Here is a 23,669-nt window from a genome sequence, read left to right as displayed (position 1 = left end):
TAGAAAAAGACGTAGCACTCTACGTAGTATACTACGTTCTTTTTTGATTGTAGTAAGCTTCTGTAACAGCTCTTCAAGCCTTGAATCTATTGATAATTAAGAAAGTATGATATGCATCATCTAAATGAGTATCCCGAAAACACTATAAATTGACTATGTGCCCCCCAGATGACTGCCACGGGCAGCTTGCAGAAAACAGTAGGGAAACCGAGGAATGTTATCAGGTTAAAGAATAATTAAGGTTAATTGGTATTATAGAGAGTAGATCCCAATTGATAGACATCTAACATCCCCACCATGGGATGATATATAGCCGTCAAAAGTGATTAAAACTTGCCTTGCAGGCATCCTTTAAGTGACAGAAAAAAACAGATGTACCAATTCCTTTGGATTAACTCAAAGGAACAGAGCAATGCAAAAACATTACCCACATTTAAAGAAAATCATCCCTAATGACTTCCTGCTGAATCTGATTAACCATCATCTTAATCAGATCCTGGCATGTCACGCCAAGATACTGGCGTTTCGAATGGATTTTGATTACCAGCGGGGTACTAATCGATTCATTCGTAACTCCTCGATCGAAATACAGGATGACCTCAGAGAGCTTACTCAGACAATGATCAGCCTTCCTGGCGTTGTCGGTAGTTTCTGGGTACTGGAATGGACATCAGAAGGGGCAGTTCATGCCCATGCTATTTTTTATCTTAATGGCCGAGAACATCAGAAATCATTCCCATTCATTTTACAGGCCGGGGAACTGTGGCATCAAATTACCTATGGCGAGGGAAAATACCAGCGATGCAAACCAAAGAAATATCATCAGGACAACATTAACAATGTTGTTGAGTATCACAATAACGAAGCCATAAACAGTCTCAGACGTATAGCCAGTTATCTAACAAAAGAAGACCAAAAATATGGTTATCTAATTTGGGGTTGTAATGAGGTTCCTTCGCCTGCAAGGCAGGGTAGACCAAGAAAGTTTAGTTAGTTTTTTACAGCAGCACCGGTTGCTATGCCGGAGAGGGCAGCAGTAATTCTTAACCCATCTCCGGTTCCCACTTAGCTACCGGAGAATCAAATCATGACCGTTAAACCTTCCCTGCTCGAAGATCAGTTTATCGATATGGTGTTTATCACCAGCCTACTTGGGGTTAGTGATAAATGGATATACCGACTCATCAAGGAGGGGCTTTTCCCTAAACAGATAAAGCTGGGACGTAGCTCTCGCTGGCGGAAAAGTGAAGTGGAAGCCTGGCTACAGGCGAGAATCGACGAATCACACAGCTAGATACCTCTCCTTACATATCACTTTCCTGACTGGCAGACTCTTTATCCGCTCATTGCGGAGGTTTGCGGCTGCCTGTCATTCAGTATTCAGGGATAATTCACCATGAAAGAGACAAAGACGCGATATGACAGTTTGCTGGACAGCTATCAACGTTGGCTAAACGGGTTTACAAAACTGGCCATCATAAATGGCATGTGTCACCCCAATATCCAGGCCAGCCACCATCTGATGGTGGGCAGTCTGTACTTTCCCGGCGCGGGGCAGATGACTGCAGTGGTACCACAATGCCTTTACCGACTGATTTACGGAAGTCAGCACCCGGAGCCATTATCGATAGTCACTGATATGCAAATCAGCCTGCAGACAAAGCAAAAAACTTTACTGCACCACCCAATGCTGGAAGGGATATTGCTGAGTGAATGTATCCGCCTAAAACAACGCCCACTGGCAAATAGGCTGATTAGCCTGTTACAACAATTCAGCTCACCGGAGCATCGCCACAAACTGGTCTGGCTATGTTGGTACGATCTGATGATGGGGGCGACGCTGGAAGACTGGCTGGATAACCTGAAACGTAAGGCACCTGAAGATCTAGGCTTGTGGCTGGTTGGACGGCAGGAGGAAAACATATCTCTCACGCAAATGATGGATGAATATCTGCTATTTACCGGCCACTGATATCAGTTCCGATTTGTGCCAAGGCGCTTTTACACCTAGCAAAAAAGCAGAACTCCTCCTCCCTACTACCCACTTTTTCTCAATGACGCCCCCTCTTTATCCAAAATGTTCAGGGGCAAGGCTATTCACTATTGGTATTTATTGGAGGATACGATATATTTCCATTATTCCAGAAATATAGAAATGAGATGCAAATGGAGCTTTCAAAAGCAGCAGATACCCTGAAAGAACTGGGCCATCCTACGCGCCTGAGCGTATACAGAGCGTTGGTTAAAGCCGGGCATGAAGGATTACCGGTTGGCGAATTGCAGAAACGGCTTGAAATCCCTGCTTCTACGCTGAGCCATCATCTCTCATCGCTGATATCAGTCTCTCTGGTACGCCAGGAGCGCCAGGGTAGAACGCTCTATTGCCATGCTCGATATGAGAACCTTGAGGCTCTCATTACCTTCCTGACAGAAGAATGCTGTTCAGGGACTAACGACTGCCTCACCATGCCCCAGAAGACGGAGAAGTAAAATGACAGGCGATCTTAAGAATGTTGATTCTGGTTTGTTTGACACCTCAATCACAGAGGCAAGATTAGGCATTCCTGCTGTTCCCCATCCTCCCCGTATCCTCATGCTGTACGGCTCTGTACGCGAACGTTCCTACAGCCGACTGGCAACTGAGGAAGCGGCAAGGTTACTGACCGCCATGGGCGCAGAGGTGCGGATCTTCAATCCTTCTGGTTTGCCTCTTCCTGATGATGCGCCTGACTCGCATCCTAAAGTCATGGAGCTGCGTGAGCTGGTTCGTTGGTCCGAAGGAATGGTGTGGTGTTCACCTGAACGCCATGGTGCGATGACTGGCATCATGAAGGCCCAGATTGACTGGATACCACTTTCTGAAGGCGCTGTTCGCCCTTCGCAGGGTAAGACACTGGCCGTAATGCAGGTCTGCGGTGGCTCTCAGTCTTTCAATGCCGTCAACCAGATGCGCATTCTTGGCCGCTGGATGCGGATGATCACCATCCCAAATCAATCCTCTGTGGCAAAAGCCTGGCAGGAGTTTGATGAAGATGGACGAATGAAACCCTCGTCTTATTACGACCGCATCGTGGATGTAATGGAAGAACTGGTGAAATTTACACTGCTGACCCGAGGTAACTCAGCCTATCTCGTTGATCGCTACAGCGAACGAAAAGAGTCGGCAGAGGAACTTTCCCGGCGGGTTAATCAGAGCAAAATTTGAGGGCTGGTATGAGTGATGTAACGGCATTCAACAACTGCATGAGCGTGTTCTGGCGGCAACATGAAGCCGAACTCTCTCGCTTTCTGACATCGAAGACAGGTGATAGCGAAAAAGCGGCAGATCTTCTGCAAGAGCTATTCCTGCGTGCCCGCACTCATTCAGACAGTTTCTGTGAAATGGATAATCCACGAGCCTGGCTGTATCGGGCGGCGAGGAATCTGCTGATTGATGAGTACCGCACCACCAGGGAGTTCGTTGAGCTGGAAGAAGATGCCCCATTCACAGACGCCTCCCCTGATGCCATCTCAACGCTGGATATTTGCCTACCTGAAACATTACAGGCATTGCCCGAAGATGAGCGGTGGCTGATTGAAGAGTCCGATCTTAACCGGCGTCCTCAGCAGTCCCTGGCCGATGAACTGGGTATTACGCTTACCGCGTTTAAATCCCGTCTGCTTCGGGCCAGAAAGCACCTGAAGGAGACGATGACAGAACTCTGTCAGATTGAGGCTGATGGCAATTCTCCCGTCTGCTGCCACAAAAAAATGAACTAATCGCGCATCTTTTTCCCACCACCTTCGTTTACCTCAGTGTAAAGCCAAATGACTAAACACTGAGGTAAACAATCCATGTCAAAAATTGAGATCTTTGAAGCAGCAGGTTGCTGCGCAACCAGTAGCGTTGTGGTCAGCGACGAAGCCGTTAAATGGAACGCCAGCGCCGAATGGGCGAAAAAGAATGGCGTTGATATTCAGCGCTACAGCCTTGCGAAAAACCCGCAGCAGTTCCTGAACACCCCTGTCATCAAAGAGTTTTTGAACACATCAGGGATGGAGTCCCTCCCTGTCACCTTGCTCGACGGCAAGCTGGTGATGGCAGGCAAACTGCCGACTCGTGAAGATATCTCCCGTTGGGCAGGTATTCCGCTAACTCAGGACTGGAGTGAAGACAGTACGCAACCGCGTTGCTGCAGCATTCCACGTATGCCTTAATTCCAGAGGAGCTATCACTGATGAATATGCCATTTTTAAAAGACATTCCCCCGTTCATCTTCTTCACCGGTAAAGGTGGCGTGGGTAAAACATCTCTGGCCTGTGCTACTGCAGTATGGCTGGCCGATCAGGGTAAGAGAACGCTTCTGGTGAGTACCGATCCGGCTTCCAATGTCGGCCAGGTATTTAGCCAGACTATCGGCCACCGAATCACAGATATTAGTACTGTAGAAAATCTTGCCGCGATGGAAGTTGATCCGATGGCTGCAGCGCAAGCCTATCGTGATCGTGTGCTCGACCCTGTTCGCGGGCTGATGCCAGCTGATGTGGTCAGCAGCATTGAAGAGCAACTCTCCGGCTCATGCACCACGGAAATCGCTGCGTTTGATGAGTTTACCGGTCTGCTGACCAATCATGAGCTGCGGGAAAAATATGACCATATTGTATTTGATACCGCGCCAACCGGTCACACCATCCGCATGCTTGAGCTTCCGGGGGCCTGGAGCGGTTATCTGGAAGCGAACCCCGATGCCGCCGCTAACCTCGGGCCTCTGGTAGGGCTGGAGAAACAACAGCACCAATACTCCGATGCGGTTAAAGCGCTGTCTGATGCAGCACTCACGCGCTTAGTGCTGGTAGCCCGTGCCCAGGCTTCAACGCTGAAAGAGGTTTCTCATACGCACGATGAGCTGTCTGCTATCGGTTTGCAGCATCAGCACCTTGCCATCAATGGTGTGCTGCCGCCGTTTGCGGGTGAGAATGATCCACTGGCGCAAAGTATTCTGGCTCGGGAAGAAAAAGCATTACAGGCAATGCCTGATAATCTGGCTAATCTTCCCTGCTCGCAGCTGTATCTGAAGCCATTTAATCTGGTCGGTCTGGAAGCCCTGCGGGAATTATTTACACCGAGCAAAGCCTCGCAGCCGCTCCCGGCTACCACGCTGAATACTCTGGATTTGCCGAAACTATCCTCATTGGTGGATGAACTCAGCCAGACAGGCAAAGGGCTGGTCATGACGATGGGTAAAGGCGGAGTGGGCAAAACGACCGTTGCGGCATCAGTCGCGGTATCGCTGGCGAAACGCGGCCACAAAGTCCACCTGACCACATCCGACCCGGCAGCACATCTGTCTTACACGCTGGATGGTTCACTGCCAAATCTGCAGGTCAGCCGTATCGATCCGAAGGTGGAGACAGAGCGCTATCGTCGATTTGTACTGGAAAATCAGGGCAAAGGGTTAGATGCGGAAGGACTGGCGGTGCTGGAAGAGGATCTCCGCTCGCCATGTACTGAAGAGATCGCCGTCTTCCAGGCATTCTCGCGGATCATCAAAGAGGCCGACGACCATTTTGTCATTATGGACACAGCGCCAACGGGTCATACGCTTCTGCTACTGGATGCAACAGGGGCCTATCACCGGGAAATGGTGCGCCAGATGGGGCAAACACATGACCATGTGTTGACGCCAATGATGCAATTGCAAGACCCGGAGAAGACGAAGGTGATTATCGTGACGCTTGCCGAAACGACACCTGTACTGGAAGCAGCAAACCTGCAGCAGGATTTGCGTCGAGCTGGCATCGAGCCATGGGCATGGGTTGTGAATAACAGCCTGGCGGCAGCTGAACCGTCTTCACCTTTCCTGAAGACCAGGGCGAACCGCGAGCTGCCACTTATCTCTGATGTGGAAGAACAATATGCAAAACGTATTGCACTCACAGCGCTACAGAGCGAAGAGCCGGTTGGTATTGACCTGCTGGAAGAGATGGCGAAGTAATAATGAAGGGGGCATTTGCCCCCCTTCATCTTTATTTCAGTCGTTTACCTGCCTCATCAACGACTTTTTCACCGTCTTCCTTGGTGAAAGCCGCTTTCTGAGCCTCTGGCAGAATATCCAGAACCACCTCCGAAGGACGGCAAAGTTTAGTTCCCAGTGGCGTCACCACAATCGGACGGTTAATCAGGATCGGATGTTGCAACATAAAATCGATTAACTGGTCATCAGTAAATTTATCTTCTGCAAGACCCAGTTCCTCATACGGCTCAACGTTCTTACGCAGTAACGCCCGGACGGAAATGCCCATATCAGCAATGAGTTTGACCAGCTCATCGCGTGAAGGTGGAGTCTCAAGGTAAAGAATAACGGTCGGCTCATTACCGCTGTTGCGAATCATCTCCAGCGTGTTACGCGATGTGCCGCAGGCTGGGTTGTGATAAATGGTGATGTTGCTCATATCAGTATCTCATTACAAAGTGAAAGAGAGACGTAGCGCCAGCGCGGCCAGCGTTACAAACAGCACAGGCAGAGTCATGACGATCCCGGTGCGGAAATAGTATCCCCAGGTGATGGTCATATTCTTCTGTGAAAGTACGTGTAGCCAGAGCAGCGTTGCCAGGCTACCAATAGGGGTGATTTTGGGCCCCAGATCGCAGCCAATGACGTTGGCATAAATCATCGCTTCTTTGATGACACCCGACGCGGTACTGCCATCAATCGACAATGCGCCAATCAATACGGTAGGCATGTTATTCATGATAGAAGAGAGGAATGCGGTCAGGAATCCCGTTCCCAGCGTGGCTGCCCACAGGCCTTTATCTGCGAGTAAGTTCAGCACGTCAGACAAGTATTCTGTCAGCCCTGCGTTACGCAGCCCATAGACCACCAGATACATCCCCAGCGAGAAGATCACGATCTGCCATGGTGCCCCACGCAACACTTTACCGGTGTTAATGCCGTGACCTTTTTTTGCCACAGCAAACAGGATTGCTGCCCCTACTGCTGCAATGGCACTGACCGGAATACCCAGTGGCTCGAGTACAAAAAAGCCCACTAACAAAAGAATTAATACAATCCAACCGGTTCTGAATGTTGCCAGATCTTTGATGGCTTTTGCGGGCTCTTTCAGTCGTTCCAGATCATAAGTGGGCGGGATATCTTTGCGGAAAAACAGATGCAGCATCACCAGAGTGGCGACGATGGCGGCGATATCCACCGGCACCATTACCGAGGCATATTCCGTGAATCCCAGTTTGAAGAAATCAGCCGAAACGATATTGACCAGGTTCGATACGATAAGCGGCAAGCTGGCGGTATCGGCAATAAACCCTGCGGCCATCACGAATGCCAGCGTGGTGCTTTTACTGAAGCCAAGCGCCAGCAGCATGGCAATAACAATCGGCGTCAGAATAAGTGCCGCGCCATCGTTGGCAAACAGTGCCGCTACTGCCGCGCCGAGTAGAACGATATAGGTAAACAGCAGACGGCCACGACCGTTCCCCCAGCGAGAAACGTGCAGCGCAGCCCATTCGAAAAAGCCGGATTCGTCCAACAACAGACTGATGATAATAACGGCGATAAACGTTGCCGTCGCATTCCAGACGATATTCCACACCACCGGAATATCAGCAATGTGTATCACCCCCGATGCCAGAGCCAGTACGGCCCCCAGCGTGGCGCTCCAGCCAATCCCTAATCCCTTCGGCTGCCAGATAACCAATATGATGGTCAGGATAAAAATGGCTCCTGCCAGTAACATAAAACCTCCTGAAAGGGCAGCATTGCTGCCCTGAATGATGGCAATAATTAACCCGCGAGTTGTTTGAGTTTGTCGATGCCGGTTGGTTCTGACGCCAGTACGGGGACAAGTGCTACACGGCTGGCATGCAGGTTTTTAACGCTCTCGATCTGCGGACGTTCCTGCTGAGCCCGCAAGCGGAGCAGGGGGGAACGGGTATCAGCTATGGAAAGGCTGTTATTGATAATCCAACCCCAGGGGTGAATTCCTGCACGTTCAAGGTCGGCCTGTAAATTTGCCGCCTCAAGTACCGGCGTGGTTTCCGGTAGCGTGACCAGTAATACTTTGGTTCGTTCCGGGTCCTGCAGTTGCATCATCGGAGTGGTGAAGTGACCATTTTCTCCCATTTTCTTAGCAATCTCGCGGTGATACGCGCCGGTAGCATCCAGCAACAGTAACGTGTGCCCGGTGGGTGCCGTATCCATGACCACGAAGCGTTTACCCGCTTCACGAATCACGCGTGAAAAGGCCTGGAAAACTGCAATTTCTTCGGTGCAGGGAGAGCGTAAATCCTCTTCCAGCAGGCGTTTCCCTGCATCGTCCAGATCTCTTCCTTTTGTCTCAAGGACATGCTGGCGATAGCGCTCCGTCTCCTCGTGAGGATCTATCCTGCTGACTTGTAGATTGTTAAGACTGCCGTTCAGGGTTGTGCTGAGGTGTGCTGCTGGATCTGAGGTTGTCAGATGGACATCAAATCCCAAATCCGCCAGTCTGACGGCAATGGCAGCCGCCATCGTGGTTTTCCCCACACCACCTTTACCCATAAGCATAATCAGCCCATGTTCATTACGGGCAATATCATCGACTAACGCTGAGAGCGACGGAATTTCAGGTCGTTGCTGAATGTATTCTTCAGAAGAGGATACTGTTTCAGGCTGAGAGGAGAGAAGCCCGCTTAATGCACACACGCCAACCATATTGAGCGGTTGGAGGAATAACGTGTCAGTTGGCAGCCCGGAAAGATCAGAAGGAAGATTGGCCAACGCCTCCTGTTCACGGCCCCATATTGCCGCAGCCAGTGTATCGTTTGCCGCTTCTGTTTTGGGCAGAACGCCGTTGATGACCAGGTACTGATTTTTAAGGCCGATTGCGGCGAGTTCTAAATGAGTTCGGGCGACTTCCTGCAGGGTAGATTTTTGCAGTCGGGCAACTAAAACCAGTCGGGTACGAGCTGGATCTGACAACGCTTCAACGGCATGGGCATACTGTTCGCGCTGCTTTTCCAGGCCAGCCATTGGCCCAAGGCAGGAAGCGCCATCCGGATTACTTTCAATAAAGCTGCTCCAGGCTCCGGGAAGCTGAAGAAGGCGAATAGTGTGGCCGGTCGGTGCGGTATCAAAGATGATATGGTCAAACCGGGTCAGCAGAGAGGCGTCTGTCAGTAATCCGGTAAACTCGTCAAATGCAGCAATCTCTGTTGTGCATGCTCCCGACAACTGCTCGTTGATGCTACTCACGACGTTATCAGGCAGGATGCCTTTAATTGGGTCAACGATTCTAGCCCGGTACTGTTGAGCAGCGGCCTGCGGATCAATCTCAAGTGCCGACAATCCAGGGACAGAGGCTATTGGCTGAATGGTATTGCCAATAGTCTGACCAAAGACCTGACCTACGTTTGAGGCCGGGTCAGTACTGACAAGCAGCACCCGTTTCCCCTGTTCTGCCAGACGGATCGCCGTGGCGCAGGAAATAGAGGTTTTACCAACGCCTCCTTTACCAGTAAAAAATAGATAAGGGGGGATGTTCTGTAAGAATTTCATATGTCCTCCTGACATACTTAACAACAAGAAGTATTGCCACCACAGCAGCCTGAAGCCGCTAATCCCACTTTCTCCAGCGGAATGCCAAACCAGCGAGCCAGTTCAGCGCGTTTTGGGTAACGTCCTGCCATCACCGTTTCGCCGTCCAGCAACAACAGCGGAAGCCCTTCTGCTCCAGAAGCCTCAAGGAATGTTTTCACCTTCTCGTTCTGAACGAAGCTCATCGGCTGTTGTGCCAGGTTGTAACGTTCGATCTGAACACCACGACCTTTCAGCCATTGCACATCTGCAGAAAAATCAACCAGAGTCTGATCAACATCTGTACCGCAGACACCGGTGCTGCAACACAACGCTGGGTCAAATACAGTTAACGTTTTCATTTCAATACCTCACATTTGATAAATCATATATGTTCAGGCAAATTTTAGATGCAAACAGCCTTACTGCTACCAGCACAGTTAGCTGAAGCCAGCTTACGGGCGATGGCCTGAACGTCGTCCTGTTGGCTTAACCAGGCCTGCTCAATAATCTGAGCAGCCCAGGAAGGAATATGTGGAGATAAGCGGTAGTGAACCCATTTCCCTTGTTTTCGATCCAGAAGAATCCCGCCTTCCCGTAGCATTGCCAGATGGCGGGAGATTTTAGGTTGTGACTGCTCTAGTGCCGTACACAAATCACATACGCACAGTTCCCCCATCTCTCTGAGCAAGAGCACGATACCCAGACGGGTTTCATCAGACAGGTTTTTGAAGAGTTGTAGGGATGAAATTGGCGACATTAGTCCTCCTGCTTTTATGAAGTAGTGTCCTCCCACTGCTGCAAGATGTCAAAGTTATATTTGAATATCCATATGTGTATTGAGTGGCACAGGTTGCATTAAGAACGAAAAACTCCAGCATTGCACTAGTATGAGCAGCGGAAAACTGGAGTCTTTTATTTAGTTGGGTTCAGGGTAGAGCAGGCCTAACGCCTGATACTGAATTGGCTTGATGTTGAGTACTGGGCGAATAGATTTAGCCAGTTCAACCGCTTCCGGTAAGGTTTTGCTGATTTTTAATTCCAGCAAGACTCCCGCTGCCACAGTTCCAGTCCGCCCTCTGCCTGCACCACAATGAAATGCCACTTTATGACCATTTTGGTAGGCATCCACTACCGCGAGAATTGCATCACGGAACAATTGTTCCTCAGGTTCTTCGGCATGATCACTCAATGGAATATGTACCCACTGCACCTCTGGTTGATGTGCAGCACAGCCCGTCGATTCGGCACGTAAATCAACCACCACTTCGATGCCATCTTCATCCACCATCTGCTGGATATCATTAGCGCCGCCACAGTAAATATGGCCCGGTATTAGTGCATGATATAACTTGCTCATGTACTTGTTTTCGCTCCTAATAAATTAAAAAAATAGACTAAATACTTAACCCACCAGATTACCGATACGGTCCAGCTCGGCTTTCAGCATGGTTTTATCCTGCTGCAACTTTGCCAGTGGAAGAGTAAAAAACGCCTCGATACGCGCGCGCAGAATGGTGTATGCCGTTACAAAAGCCGCATCAATCTCCTCGTCCGTCCCTGTGACATGAGCAGGGTCCTCAACTCCCCAATGGGTTCGCAATACAGGCCCCAAATAGGCTGGGCAGGTTTCATTGGCAGCATTGCCACAGACGCTGATTACGATATCCGGTACATCGGGTAGGTTTTCCCACGACTTGCTGAAATATCCCTCGGTGGCGATACCTTCACGAGCCAGTAAAGCAAGTGAGCGAGGGTGCACATGACCCGTCGGATGACTCCCGGCACTCATCCCATGCCAGCCTTCTGGTGCAAGATGGTTGAATGTCGCTTCGGCGAGAATGGATCGACAAGAGTTACCGGTACACAGAAACAAAACGTTCATTAGACTAGTCCTCACAATTTATCCTGGTGGGTGCCGGTGGTTCTGTGGAGGAGCAACTGGGATCAGAGTAAAGAGATATGCATTTTTCCGGATGACCAGAACAACACTCTTCAGTCAGGAAAGTTATCAACTCCAGCATCAAGGGGATGTTGGCCCGATAACGCTGGAAACGTCCTTCTTGCTCAACCGATAGCAATTCGGCACGGGTCATAGCCTTGAGATGAAATGACAAATTATTTGGAACAATGGCAAGGCTTGAGGCAATTTGCCCCGCGACCATCCCCTGTGGCCCGGCTTTCACCAGCAAGCGGTAGACATCCAGTCGGATGCCAGAAGCCAGGGATTCAAAAACTTGAGTTGCGGTGTCTTTTTTCATAATTCAATGCTACAAGAACTATTGAAGTAATCAACCGGACTTTATAGGCTGGTAACCTCGTAACAATTTCCAATTAAGTGTCAGGTAAAAATTAGGGGGCGTAAATGAATGATCTTGAGCTTCAAAAAAACAAGGATGATGCCGCCGAATGGACCTTAACTCATGGTGTTGCCTTCAAGGAATCGCTGTATTCCATAGTGCATACCCTGGTATGGTAAGCTCTAAAGGATTCTCAATTTTACTTATTCGCTCATGTATTAGTATCGAGTGGAAGAACAGTAAAACCAATAGCCTCAAGTTTCTTTTTTTCTTCGTTTTTAAGGGTTTTCACAGCCCAAATTAAATAATGCTGTGGCCTTGATGATGCCACGTAAGCGAATCTGGCAGCCTCACTTTTTGGATCGCTGAGCCAGTCAAGCCAATGTGAATCTTTACCTGAACGGGTGGAAGATACCACTATTGTTACATCATGGGTCTCACCTTTAGCACCATGAATAGTAGATCTTCCATACAGCGATGTTGATTCGGATATTGTACCTAAAGTAGAGTTTACTTCTTTGTTGGCTAAGCCTGATGGGGAAGTTAAGTTTACACTAGCTAATGGTGCTAATGCTGCGGAAATATTGGTAGGGCAAAATTCTTTACTTGATAGTATACGAATTGAAGATTTAGCTTGCTTAACCCAATTAGACCATGAAATATTCATATTTTGAAGTCCAATACTATTCATGTAGCTCAATGATGCACACAGAAATTTACGCCAGGAAATAGAAGAATTAACCGAATACGGGCAATTAAAGTCTTTTGTTTTGCAGCTTTCTTTAAGATGATGGCGAATAAATTCCGAGAATAGTTGCAAGGAGTTAGTTAACATACTCATATCGTCTGAGTTATAAATACTAATGGCCAGGGCAAGTTTTTGGATATTGTTCAATTCATTTTCGGATGTTTGAAACTTTAATAAATTTGAGTGGCCTCTTGAGACGATTACGTTTTTATTATAATTTTTACATATGCTGTCAAAGGTATCTGTGAGTTCAGTTGGGCTATTTTGGTATTGAACGACTAAGCATCTTGGATCTAGCCAAGTTACGTTTCCGTTGATATTGTTACGACCTGTGAGCTTTGCGCAAAGATTAACAATATTTTGACAGCTACGAAAATTTCTCGTTAATTCTAAAATGTTAAAATTATTATCGATAATAAACTTTTTTACTCTCGCGGGTTCAACTTCACGAAAACCATAAATAGCTTGATGAAGATCCCCGACAAATTGCAATTTTGTCCCTTGATTTAATAGTATTTGCAAAATAGTTAATTGTTCTTCCGATAAGTCTTGGCATTCATCAATTATAATCAGCGGATAGCGCTTTGCTAATAAACTGACAAAATGCTTAAATCTTTCCTCATTAAGAGCTCGCAGAGCCAAATATTCAATATCTCGGTAAGTCGCGAAACCTCCATCTAGCATTCTACGTTTTGTCTCTGAAAAATCCTGAATTTGCCAATTCTCTAACTTGAGGGTGTTTAAAGCTCTATCAAATACTGCATCCCCAGTCTCAAAAATTATACCTCCGCTTCTAAGGTTGTGAGAATAGTGATGGGCATGGATGTTGCCACGTTTTGCGTAACTATATTTTGTTCTGTACCCCATTTGTGCAGATGGCTCTACAATTCTAATTGTAGCATCGTTCCCAGTCCCTGTGTAATTGGTTAATTCTGTTGCTAATGGAGATACTATGTTTTTGTAAATGAAGCTATCAAATGTGCCAATGAAATGAGGATATATGGATTGCCCTGCATTACAGTATTTTGATACTCTTTTAATTAATTCTTCTGTAGCACTGTTAGCAAAAGAAAGTACAGCTATCCCCCCTGGTCTTTTATTCCAGATATATATTTCCTTCGCTAGTTTGGCAGCTACGACCTCAGTTTTACCACTCCCAGGACAAGCTTCCAAAAAAATGTGCTTATCAATACTTGAATTAATATAATTAATTTGTTCATCAGTGAATTGGTTATCCATCATTTTTCACCGCCAACTTCTAATGATGTCGCCCACAAAATTGCATCCCTTATATAAGCAGGAACAATAAAGTCTAACGTTGGGTCTTTGAGTTTTTCTGTCATAACTTGTGCGAACATACCTTTCCCAATATTATCATCGTCAATTCGATTTAGGATTTTATATGCAGCTTCTGCGACTTCTTTATTTGTTTTTTTTGTCCAATCAATATTTGACATTATATTGAAATCATTGATTATTTCACTTTCACCTTTCTGGGGTTTTGGCCACAGTGATGCAATTATTTTTGACATCAGCGCAGCATTATTTCCTTCCATGGCAAGATCATATTCCAGTGTTTTGTATTTGCTTACGAATAATCGTGCATTACTTGAATTATTAATAGACTCTACGAGTTTGATAGCATGATTATTACCATCTTTGATGTTTCCATCATAAGGTATGAAATCTTCGATGATTTCCTTAATTTCGTCTGTGTTATCGAGGCCCGCAACCTTTTTTTTAATAGTCTTTGGTGGATCTAAATCTGTTAAACCTGCACATCGAATTGGAATATTTTCACCATTAATTTCTTCGTCGACATCATCGACTGATTTAACGTTGCAATATAGTTGCATAAAGTGTTTAAAATATATTCCATTCAGATTTATTGTTGAAACACCAATGTCTTCTAGGCTTCTTTTACCGTCATTTTGATTACTAAGCACTCTTTTTGCGAGAGCCGGTATTAACATTTGTTCGGCAATCCCTTCGACTAAAATCACACCACTGGCAAACAATAGATTCGATTTTGTAACATCCAGCCATCGGTTGATGAACTGAGAACTATTTTCTTTTAGTCCACAATTTCGCAACGGTGTGGCAACTGGATTATGGGATTTAGATAAATGAATGATTGATTCAAGTTCAACAGATGAAGCTAATACCGTTGAGTGAGTAGTGACAATTATCTGGACATTTTTATTTTCGTCAGCTACGGATTTTATGTGATTGAGAAGCCTGATTTGCAACTGTGGGTGTAAATGAGCTTCAGGTTCTTCTATAAGCAGTAATTTTAAAAGGGGTTGCTCATCATCGTCATCATCATCTAACGTTAATTCAGCTAAAATAGATGCAATATATAGTAAGTTATTATATCCCAAACTATTTTGGCTTAAACTACGGAATAATGATTGATCTTCATTTGATAAATCTGGAAAAAAAAGAAGTTTTAAACTTTCTACTATTTTTGTAAAATCACTTTCTGCAAATTGTATACTGGTTTTTTGTCCAAAGTTATAACCTATTGCCTTAATCAAGTTTTTTGTTATTAATTCATTAGCATCTTTAATACCGAGGTTTTCATCAGCAGCTAACGTAGTATTAAACTCCTTGATTTTTTCTTCTAGCGGATGAGGCTTACCATCTTTACGAGAGCGCTTTAACTCTCTTCGGTTCAATGCTCTAAGTAGTTTTGATAAACGTGATTGGCGACCATTGGACAACTTTGATTCAGCATCCCTTAATGGGGGTAGATAAATGCATTGGATTAAATCCAGTAACTCAGGCTCAAATAGAGAACTTTTCGACTTTCCGCCCCAAAGTATCTTTCTAAATCTACCACGTATTTCTTTATTTTCTGCTTCTAAATTTAGAACTGCAGTTTTATTAGATCCAATCCATGGTAAGAGGGTTACTTTATCGCTTACGCTCAGTTCATCGAACTCTGCTTGAATAGAGAAAGAATTTGCTGCTTCTCCATTAATCTTAAATGGAAATGAAAAATCATCGTTGCTGACGCTATATCTTCCAGACTCAGAATCGATAAATAACTGTCTAATTGCACTAATGATTGCAGTTTTACCTGCACCATTTTCACCTACAATTACATTCAATCCACGAGATAAATGAATGTTAAAATAGTCATTAAAACAGCGGAAACCATTTATTTTCAGTTTACTCAAGTGCATTTTTCTTCCTTGCAAAAAACATTGGCTATAGATAATGATTATTTGTCTTGAAATTCTTATTAGTCATTCTGGTAAAGAGCATTTTTGATAAAACATTATGAAAGCATACAAAAAAATGATCAACAGATTGACATTCAATGAGAGTGCTTAAGATCGCATCTTGCAAAATATCTATTTAGTTAGTACGTCTGCTCTTTGCTGTGAGTTCATCTGCCAAATGTAATATTTCCCCGCTACCGGATATCGGCAGATTCAGTAGCAATTGGTACATTTTGATTAATTCAATATAGCAAGTAACGCTTTGATTTTTCAATTGATTTGTTGGGAAGTCTTACAATAACCCCATCCATCCAGTTACCTAAATGGATGGGGTTATGTTACTATGCTGTTTTTCCAAATACCCCTTTAGTAACAATCACTTCCTTTCCTAAATTATCAATATAATCTGCATACCACTGCATCATCTCCCTACGCCCATCCAGGTACTGTGCATGGTTGTACGTCCCGCGAATCGCATTCTTATCCACATGAGCAAGCTGCGTTTCAATCCACGCTGAGTTAAAGCCTTCTTCATGCAGAATTGTGCTCATTGTGTGACGGAAACCATGCCCCGTAAGCCTGCCCTTATATCCCAGCAGCTCAATAACCTGATTTACGCTCTCTTTGCTAATTGGTTTACGCGGGTCGTTCCTGCCGATAAACACTAGTGGGCGATGGTTTGAAATTGGTTCAATTAACTTAAACAATGCAATGACCTGATCCGAAAGCGGCACAATGTGAGGTCGTTTCATCTTCATCACTTCAGCCGGGATCTCCCATAATTTCTTCTCAAAATCAATATCCTCCCAGCGAGCGAAACGCATTTCCTGCGTGCGTACACCGGTTAGCATAATGATCTGTGTGGCAGTTTTGGTTATTACACTACCAGTATATCCAGCCAGATCTTTAATGAAGTGTGGTAGCTCTTCGGCAGTGAGGAACGGGAAATGTGTTTTCTTAGGAGTTGCTAAGGCTGTTGCAAGATCTGACACGGGGTTGTAATCAGCTCTGCCAGTTACGATAGCGTAGCGGTACACTTCACCACAGCGTTGACGCACTTTACGCATTTTCTCTAAAGCACCGCGTTTTTCTATTCGACGAAGAATTTCAAGCCAATCCATGGGTTTCATATCGACGATTGGACGCCTCCCCGTATAGGGAAATATATCCTTCTCAAAGGTATCAAGGATTTCATCACGATAACGCAGTGACCAGCGGTCTGCTTTATGCTGATGCCACTCGCGAGCAATTGCTTCAAAAGTATTTTCAAAGCTGATTTTTTGGGCGATTTTCTCGGCTTTCTTTATCTCACCAGGATCATTTCCTGCTGCTATAACCTTTTTTGCCACATCGCGTTTATCACGCGCTTCAGCGAGTGATACCTCTGGGTAGACACCAAAAGCCAGGCGTTTCTCTTTACCGCCATAGCGATACTTCAATCTCCAATAGCGAGAACCACTGGCTGTCACTTCAAGATAAAGCCCGCCACCATCAGAGAGTTTGTATGACTTATCTTTAGGCTTAGCGGTTTCAACTTGTCGGGCTGTTAGCTTCATTGGGGGCACCTCAAAATGGGGGCATCATCAATGCCCCCTATGATGCCCCCAGAATGTACTTGATTCCGGTAGACATGAGTTGACATTAGTAGAGCGCTGATGGCTTTATTTATTGGTATTATAAGGGATTTATTGAATATGGTGGAGTTCAGGAGAGGTTAATTGGCGGAAGATCACAGGAGTCGAACCTGCCCGGGACCGCTGGCGGCCCCAACTGGATTTGAAGTCCAGCCACCTCACCGGAGATGACGATCTTCCGCGCCTCGATTGCTACATGGAGGCGGGGCGCATTATAGCTACTTCCAAACGTTTCCACACCCCCTCACTCACTTTTTTAACTTCCGTTTCTCCATACCATGACCAGTTTCAAATAAATCCCCGCAAAATCCATTACTTACACTTAGACACATTTTTTGACGCTACTCTGATCACAGAAAACAAGAATCGTAATTTGATAACGAGATATCGGAATACCCGCGCTCACAGGGATGGTTTACAAGAACTGTAACCGGTATCAGTGCGTGTGAAAGTGCTAACAAGGATGCGTAATGAAAAGTGAGATTTTGTCCGTTAAAGAGAAGATTGGCTACGGCATGGGCGATGCCGCCAGCCACATCATCTTTGATAACGTTATGTTATATATGATGTTCTTCTATACCGATATTTTTGGTATCCCGGCCGGTTTTGTCGGCACGATGTTCTTACTGGCTCGCGCGCTGGATGCTATCTCAGACCCTTGCATGGGACTGCTCGCCGACCGCACCCGTTCACGCTGGGGGAAATTCCGCCCATGGGTGCTGTTTGGCGCTCTGCCATTTGGTCTGGTCTGTGTGCTCGCCTACAGCACGCCGGATCTCAGCCTGCACGGCAAAATGATTTATGCCGCAATCACCTACACGCTGCTGACCCTGCTTTATACCGTGGTGAATATTCCCTACTGCGCGCTGGGCGGTGTGATAACCAATGACCCAACGCAGCGTATCTCCCTGCAGTCATGGCGCTTTGTGCTGGCGACGGCGGGCGGCATGCTCTCCACCGTGCTGATGATGCCGCTGGTGAATCTGATTGGCGGTGAAAATAAAGCGCTGGGCTTCCAGGGCGGGATTGCCGTGCTTTCGGTTGTGGCGTTCCTGATGCTGGCGTTTTGCTTCTTTACTACCAAAGAACGTGTGGAAGCGCCGCCGAGCAGCAACTCAATGCGTGAAGACCTGCGCGACATCTGGCAGAACGACCAATGGCGTATCGTCGGCCTGCTGACCATCCTCAACATCCTTGCCGTCTGCGTTCGCGGCGGGGCGATGATGTATTACGTCACCTGGATTCTGGGTACCCCGGAAGTGTTTGTCGCCTTCCTCACCACCTATTGCGTCGGCAATCTTATCGGCTCTGCGCTGGCAAAACCGCTGACTGACTGGAAATGCAAAGTCAGCGTCTTCTGGTGGACGAACGCCCTGCTGGCGGTCGTCAGTCTGGCAATGTTCTTTGTGCCGATGCACGCAAATCTCACCATGTTCGCCTTCATCTTCGTGATTGGCGTACTGCATCAGCTCGTGACGCCAATCCAGTGGGTGATGATGTCCGACACCGTTGATTACGGCGAGTGGTGTAACGGAAAACGTCTGACGGGGATCAGCTTCGCGGGCACGCTGTTCGTGCTCAAGCTGGGTCTGGCGCTCGGCGGGGCGATGATCGGCTGGATGCTGGCGGGCGGCGGTTACGATGCCGCAGCGAAAACCCAGAATAGCGCCACCATTAGCATCATTATCGCATTGTTCACGATTGTCCCGGCTATTTGTTACCTGTTGAGTGCCGTGATTGCCAAACGCTTCTATACCCTGAAAACGCCGTATCTGACGGAAATCATGAGTCAGCTGGCTCAGGGTGCGCACCGCAATCAGCAGGATTTTTCGACGAAAGAATTACAGAACTAAGGAACCAACGATGAAAATTAGCGACGGAAACTGGCTGACGCAGCCTGGCCTGAATTTAACTCACCCGATTCAGGTATTCGAGGTCGAGCAACAGGGTAACGAGATGATTGTCTACGTTGCGCCGCGCGATGTGCGTGAACGTACCTGGCAACTGGATACTCCACTCTTCACCCTGCGCTTTTTCTCGCCACAGGAAGGCGTGGTGGGTGTGCGTATGGAACATTTCCAGGGCGCGTTGAATAACGGTCCGCACTATTCGCTGAACGTGCTGCAGGACGTCAACGTAGAGATACAAAACACCGCTGAATTTGCCGAACTGAAAAGCGGTAATTTGAGCGTGCGGGTCACTAAAGGTGAGTTCTGGTCGCTGGATTTCCTGCGTAACGGCGAACGTATTACCGGCAGCCAGCTGAAAAATAACGGCTACGTGCAGGACACCAACAGCGGGAAAAACTATATGTTTGAACGCCTGGATCTGGGCGTTGGCGAAACAGTGTACGGTCTGGGCGAGCGCTTTACTGCGCTGGTACGTAACGGCCAGACGGTGGAAACATGGAATCGCGATGGTGGCACCAGTACCGAGCAGTCTTACAAGAACATCCCGTTTTATCTCACCAACCGTGGTTACGGCGTGCTGGTAAACCATCCGCAGTGCGTGTCGTTTGAAATTGGCTCTGAGAAAGTGTCAAAAGTGCAGTTCAGCGTTGAAAGCGAGTATCTGGAATATTTCGTCATCGACGGCCCAACGCCGAAAGCGGTGCTGGATCGCTATACTCGCTTTACCGGTCGTCCGGCGCTGCCGCCAGCCTGGTCATTCGGTTTGTGGCTGACTACATCGTTCACCACTAATTACGATGAAGCGACGGTGAATAGTTTTATCGACGGGATGGCCGAGCGCAATCTGCCGCTGCACGTCTTCCATTTCGACTGCTTCTGGATGAAAGCCTTCCAGTGGTGCGACTTTGAGTGGGATCCGGTGACCTTCCCTGACCCGGAAGGCATGATCCGCCGCCTGAAAGAGAAAGGGCTGAAGGTCTGCGTATGGATAAACCCCTATATCGGCCAGAAATCCCCGCTGTTCAATGAACTGAAAGAGAAAGGTTATCTGCTCAAGCGCCCGGACGGCTCCCTGTGGCAATGGGATAAATGGCAGCCGGGCCTGGCGATTTATGACTTTACCAATCCTGAAGCCTGCGAGTGGTATGCCAACAAGCTGAAAGGTCTGGTGGATATCGGCGTTGACTGCTTCAAAACTGACTTTGGCGAACGCATTCCTACTGACGTTAAGTGGTTTGACGGTGCCGATCCGCAGAAAATGCACAACCATTATGCGTACATCTACAACGAACTGGTATGGAACGTGCTGAAAGAGACCGTCGGTGAAGAAGAGGCAGTGCTGTTCGCCCGTTCGGCCTCAGTGGGTGCGCAACAGTTCCCGGTGCACTGGGGCGGCGACTGCTACGCCAACTATGAATCAATGGCCGAAAGCCTGCGTGGCGGGTTGTCCATCGGCCTGTCCGGCTTTGGCTTCTGGAGTCACGATATTGGCGGCTTTGAGAATACCGCCCCGGCGCACGTCTACAAGCGCTGGTGTGCGTTTGGGTTGCTCTCCAGCCACAGCCGCCTGCACGGTAGTAAATCCTACCGTGTTCCATGGGCGTACGATGATGAATCCTGCGATGTGGTGCGCTACTTCACTGAGCAAAAATGCCGCATGATGCCATACCTGTATCGCGAAGCGGCGCGCGCCAATGAACTCGGAACGCCGATGATGCGCGCAATGATGCTGGAGTTCCCGGACGATCCGGCATGTGATTATCTCGACCGCCAGTACATGCTGGGCGATAGCGTGATGGTTGCGCCGGTGTTTAGCGAGGCGGGTGATGTGCAGTTCTATCTGCCGGAAGGACGCTGGACGCATCTGTGGCGTAACGACGAGGTGGTGGGCAGCCGTTGGCATAAGCAGCAGCATGACTTCCTGAGTCTGCCGGTTTATGTGCGCGACAATACACTGCTGGCGCTGGGCTGCAACAACCAGAAGCCGGACTACGCCTGGCACGAAGGGACGGCGTTCCAGCTGTTCCATCTGCAGGAGGGTCGGGAGGCGATTTGTGAAGTCCCGGCGGCTGACGGTTCGGTTATCTTCACGCTGAAGGCGACGCGCACGGGTAATACCATCACCGTGCAAGGAAGTGGCGAAGCGCGCAACTGGACGCTGTGTCTGCGTAATATTACGCAGGTTAGCGGCGTGAAGGGCGGCTCATCTGTGGGCAGTGAGTGGGGAACGGTTGTCACGCCGGATGCGGATGTGCTGACGATTACCCTGTAAGTAAATCTCAACGTGGGCTGGATGGCGACGCAATGCGTTTTATCCGGCCCACGCTGCGAGCAGCATTCCAGATCTGAAAATCCAAAACATCCTGAATTAAATTTTTATCTCCCCATATTTGCGAGCAATATCACTCTGAATCCCACGAAAAATGTGATCTGCGCCGTAAATATTTCACTATTTCCCGTTTTTGTCTTATTTCTGTCCGGAATACAGGACACGATTTAGTATTGTTGGCGCATCGTAGTCCTCTTATATTTATCATCACGGATTACACGTGGAGCATCAATGCTTCTTTATAACCTAAATAATTCGAGTTGCAGGAAGGCGGCGACGCAGCGAATCCCCTGAACGTACATAAGTACGTGACTGGGGTGAGCGAGGAAAGCCAACGCACATGCAGCTTGAAGTATGACGGGTATAGATATTTAATCTGGTATGTAATAAGGGTAAATAATGCAAATGATTACCTCGCGACAAAACAGATTATTAAAATTTCTTCTGTCTAAGAAGGAATATGTCACGCTGCTGAAAATTGCCGAATATTTATCTGTTTCAGAGAAAACTGTGCAGCGCGATCTGCGCTTACTGGAACCATGGTTATCAGAATGGAAAATAGCCATCGATAAACGTGCTGGTGCTGGGGTGATATTAAGTGCTGATAATATTACAGACCTTTTATATATGGACCAGTTATTAGGAACGGAGGGTGATGATGCTGACGGCATGATGAATAATTCACGGCGAGTCAAGATAGCTTCACAATTATTAAGCGAAACGCCGCATGAAACGTCGATCAGTAAATTATCCGAACGTTATTTCATTAGTAGCGCATCGATTGTTAACGATCTGAAAGTAATTGAATCCTGGATTACCCCGTTGGGCCTGTCGTTGATTCGTAGTCAGAGCGGCACGCACATTGAAGGCAGCGAGAGCGGTGTGCGCCAGGCGATGGCGTCGCTGATTAACGGTGTGATTAACCATAATGAACCCGGCAGCGTGATTTATTCACGCCTGGATCCGGGCAGTTATAAAGCGTTAGTGCATTACTTTGGCGAAGAAGACGTTTTATTTGTCCAGACGTTATTGCAGGAAATGGAGAACGACCTGTGCTGGTCGCTCGGCGAGCCTTATTACGTCAATATCTTTACCCATATTCTGATCATGATGTACCGCATCACGCGGGGCAATGCGCTTCCGAGAAAAGAAGAGAGCATCTCTACCTGTGATGAGAACATATTTTCCATTGCCAGTCGCATGATTCAGCATATCGAAAAACGCATTGCCCACCCGCTGCCGGAAGACGAAGTCTGGTTTATATATCAATACATTATCTCCTCGGGTGTGGTGATTGAAGAGCATAATGACGTGAGCGTGATTGGTCATATGCACTCCAGCGACGAAGCGCGTTTGATTACCCATCGGTTGATTGCCACCTTCGCCGAGATGGTCGACAGCGATCTTAGCCAGGACACGGCGCTGTATGACGGATTGCTGATCCACATTAAGCCGCTGATTAACCGACTGAACTACCAGATCCGCATTCGTAATCCGCTGCTGGAGGATATCAAAGGCGAGTTGCAGGACGTGTGGCGTCTGACCCAATGTGCGGTGAATCGGGTGTTTAGCGGTTGGGGCGAGCGGGCCGTGTCGGAAGATGAAGTGGGATATTTAACCGTGCATTTTCAGGCTGCAATGGAGCGTCAGATAGCGCGTAAACGCGTACTACTGGTCTGTTCAACGGGTATCGGCACTTCTCACTTACTCAAAAGCCGTATTCTACGCGCCTTTCCGGACTGGACTATCGTCGGCGTGGTGTCGGCAGGCAGCCTGCCCACTGTACTGACGGACGATATTGAACTGGTGGTATCGACGATTAATTTACCCGCGGTTGCCATGCCGGTCGTGTATGTCACTGCCTTCTTCAATGATGCGGATATTAAGCGGGTAACAGAAACGGTTATTACGGAAAAATTACATCGGGCGACGTCGCTGGTCGTTGAAAATTAATGTCTGAACTCCATGAG

Annotated in this window: 22 protein-coding genes and 1 tRNA gene; 11 read left to right on the top strand and 12 right to left on the bottom strand. The window is 47.6% G+C overall.

Annotation, left to right across the window (positions count from 1 at the left end; genetic code table 11):
• Positions 1-412 precede the first annotated feature (412 nt).
• From OGY10_RS23050 to arsA (OGY10_RS23015), 8 genes are all read left to right on the top strand, one after another.
• The gene (locus OGY10_RS23050) at positions 413-994 is read left to right on the top strand and encodes a YagK/YfjJ domain-containing protein (protein ID WP_039185993.1); all 582 of its coding nucleotides are present in this window, start codon (positions 413-415) and stop codon (positions 992-994) included.
• Positions 995-1,087: 93 nt separating this feature from the next.
• Positions 1,088-1,294 (top strand): helix-turn-helix transcriptional regulator, encoded by a 207-nt coding sequence (locus tag OGY10_RS23045; RefSeq protein ID WP_008324847.1) that lies wholly within the window; start codon positions 1,088-1,090, stop codon positions 1,292-1,294.
• A 102-nt stretch (positions 1,295-1,396) separates the two neighbouring features.
• The gene (locus OGY10_RS23040) at positions 1,397-1,972 is read left to right on the top strand and encodes a hypothetical protein (RefSeq protein ID WP_039185998.1); all 576 of its coding nucleotides are present in this window, start codon (positions 1,397-1,399) and stop codon (positions 1,970-1,972) included.
• A gap of 194 nt (positions 1,973-2,166) precedes the next feature.
• Entirely contained in the window at positions 2,167-2,490 is a 324-nt protein-coding gene (locus tag OGY10_RS23035; protein ID WP_039186002.1) for an ArsR/SmtB family transcription factor, read from the top strand.
• Position 2,491: 1 nt separating this feature from the next.
• A complete protein-coding gene (gene arsH, locus OGY10_RS23030) occupies positions 2,492-3,205 on the top strand; it encodes an arsenical resistance protein ArsH (protein WP_039186004.1) in 714 nt (237 codons plus the stop codon).
• An 8-nt stretch (positions 3,206-3,213) separates the two neighbouring features.
• On the top strand, positions 3,214-3,759 hold the full coding sequence (locus OGY10_RS23025) for a sigma-70 family RNA polymerase sigma factor (RefSeq protein ID WP_039186008.1): 546 nt from the start codon (positions 3,214-3,216) through the stop codon (positions 3,757-3,759).
• A 75-nt stretch (positions 3,760-3,834) separates the two neighbouring features.
• The gene (locus OGY10_RS23020) at positions 3,835-4,197 is read left to right on the top strand and encodes an arsenic metallochaperone ArsD family protein (protein WP_039186011.1); all 363 of its coding nucleotides are present in this window, start codon (positions 3,835-3,837) and stop codon (positions 4,195-4,197) included.
• Positions 4,198-4,217: 20 nt separating this feature from the next.
• Complete coding sequence (arsA, locus tag OGY10_RS23015) at positions 4,218-5,975, top strand: arsenical pump-driving ATPase (RefSeq protein ID WP_050335311.1); 1,758 nt, start codon at positions 4,218-4,220, stop codon at positions 5,973-5,975.
• Between the two features lie 31 nt (positions 5,976-6,006).
• On the opposite strand, the gene arsC is transcribed toward arsA (OGY10_RS23015), so the two are convergent.
• The 12 genes from arsC to OGY10_RS22955 all read right to left on the bottom strand — a co-directional run bounded on the left by arsC (position 6,007) and on the right by OGY10_RS22955 (position 17,640).
• Complete coding sequence (gene arsC / locus OGY10_RS23010; RefSeq protein ID WP_039186012.1) at positions 6,007-6,432, bottom strand: glutaredoxin-dependent arsenate reductase; 426 nt, start codon at positions 6,430-6,432, stop codon at positions 6,007-6,009.
• Between the two features lie 12 nt (positions 6,433-6,444).
• Positions 6,445-7,734 carry an arsenite efflux transporter membrane subunit ArsB gene (gene arsB / locus OGY10_RS23005; RefSeq protein WP_050335309.1) on the bottom strand — a complete coding sequence of 430 codons (1,290 nt, stop codon included), beginning with the start codon at positions 7,732-7,734 and terminating at the stop codon, positions 6,445-6,447.
• 47 nt (positions 7,735-7,781) lie between these two features.
• Positions 7,782-9,533 (bottom strand): arsenite efflux transporter ATPase subunit ArsA, encoded by a 1,752-nt coding sequence (gene arsA, locus OGY10_RS23000; RefSeq protein WP_039186017.1) that lies wholly within the window; start codon positions 9,531-9,533, stop codon positions 7,782-7,784.
• 17 nt (positions 9,534-9,550) lie between these two features.
• Complete coding sequence (arsD, locus tag OGY10_RS22995) at positions 9,551-9,913, bottom strand: arsenite efflux transporter metallochaperone ArsD (protein WP_039186019.1); 363 nt, start codon at positions 9,911-9,913, stop codon at positions 9,551-9,553.
• 44 nt (positions 9,914-9,957) lie between these two features.
• A complete protein-coding gene (gene arsR / locus OGY10_RS22990) occupies positions 9,958-10,311 on the bottom strand; it encodes an As(III)-sensing metalloregulatory transcriptional repressor ArsR (protein ID WP_039186022.1) in 354 nt (117 codons plus the stop codon).
• A 159-nt stretch (positions 10,312-10,470) separates the two neighbouring features.
• Positions 10,471-10,911, bottom strand: a complete 441-nt coding sequence (locus tag OGY10_RS22985; RefSeq protein ID WP_039186024.1) for a protein-tyrosine phosphatase family protein — start codon at positions 10,909-10,911, stop codon at positions 10,471-10,473.
• Between the two features lie 45 nt (positions 10,912-10,956).
• Positions 10,957-11,436, bottom strand: coding sequence for an arsenate reductase ArsC (locus OGY10_RS22980; protein ID WP_039186026.1), 480 nt, complete (start codon positions 11,434-11,436; stop codon positions 10,957-10,959).
• A gap of 4 nt (positions 11,437-11,440) precedes the next feature.
• Positions 11,441-11,812 carry an ArsR/SmtB family transcription factor gene (locus OGY10_RS22975; protein ID WP_039186030.1) on the bottom strand — a complete coding sequence of 124 codons (372 nt, stop codon included), beginning with the start codon at positions 11,810-11,812 and terminating at the stop codon, positions 11,441-11,443.
• 250 nt (positions 11,813-12,062) lie between these two features.
• A complete protein-coding gene (locus OGY10_RS22970) occupies positions 12,063-13,841 on the bottom strand; it encodes a UvrD-helicase domain-containing protein (protein WP_202215727.1) in 1,779 nt (592 codons plus the stop codon).
• Positions 13,838-15,781, bottom strand: a complete 1,944-nt coding sequence (locus OGY10_RS22965) for an ATP-dependent nuclease (protein ID WP_229717746.1) — start codon at positions 15,779-15,781, stop codon at positions 13,838-13,840. Before OGY10_RS22965 ends, OGY10_RS22970 begins: the two co-directional genes overlap by 4 nt.
• Before the next feature lie 386 nt (positions 15,782-16,167).
• Complete coding sequence (locus tag OGY10_RS22960; protein WP_039186036.1) at positions 16,168-17,382, bottom strand: tyrosine-type recombinase/integrase; 1,215 nt, start codon at positions 17,380-17,382, stop codon at positions 16,168-16,170.
• Between the two features lie 163 nt (positions 17,383-17,545).
• Positions 17,546-17,640 (bottom strand) — tRNA-Sec (locus OGY10_RS22955).
• A gap of 290 nt (positions 17,641-17,930) precedes the next feature.
• Between OGY10_RS22955 and OGY10_RS22950 the strand changes: the two genes are divergently transcribed.
• The 3 genes from OGY10_RS22950 (at position 17,931) to OGY10_RS22940 (ending at position 23,652) form a co-directional block, all read left to right on the top strand.
• Positions 17,931-19,313, top strand: a complete 1,383-nt coding sequence (locus tag OGY10_RS22950; RefSeq protein WP_048215282.1) for a glycoside-pentoside-hexuronide family transporter — start codon at positions 17,931-17,933, stop codon at positions 19,311-19,313.
• A 10-nt stretch (positions 19,314-19,323) separates the two neighbouring features.
• Entirely contained in the window at positions 19,324-21,642 is a 2,319-nt protein-coding gene (yicI, locus tag OGY10_RS22945; protein WP_286577452.1) for an alpha-xylosidase, read from the top strand.
• A gap of 456 nt (positions 21,643-22,098) precedes the next feature.
• A complete protein-coding gene (locus OGY10_RS22940) occupies positions 22,099-23,652 on the top strand; it encodes a BglG family transcription antiterminator (RefSeq protein ID WP_032945399.1) in 1,554 nt (517 codons plus the stop codon).
• Positions 23,653-23,669 lie beyond the last annotated feature (17 nt).

It is taken from the genome of Citrobacter sp. Cpo148, from assembly GCF_030332375.1.
Classification (GTDB): domain Bacteria; phylum Pseudomonadota; class Gammaproteobacteria; order Enterobacterales; family Enterobacteriaceae; genus Citrobacter; species Citrobacter portucalensis.
The sequence above is the reverse complement of the archived record's forward strand: the minus strand, read 5'-3'. Positions and strand labels throughout refer to the sequence as shown.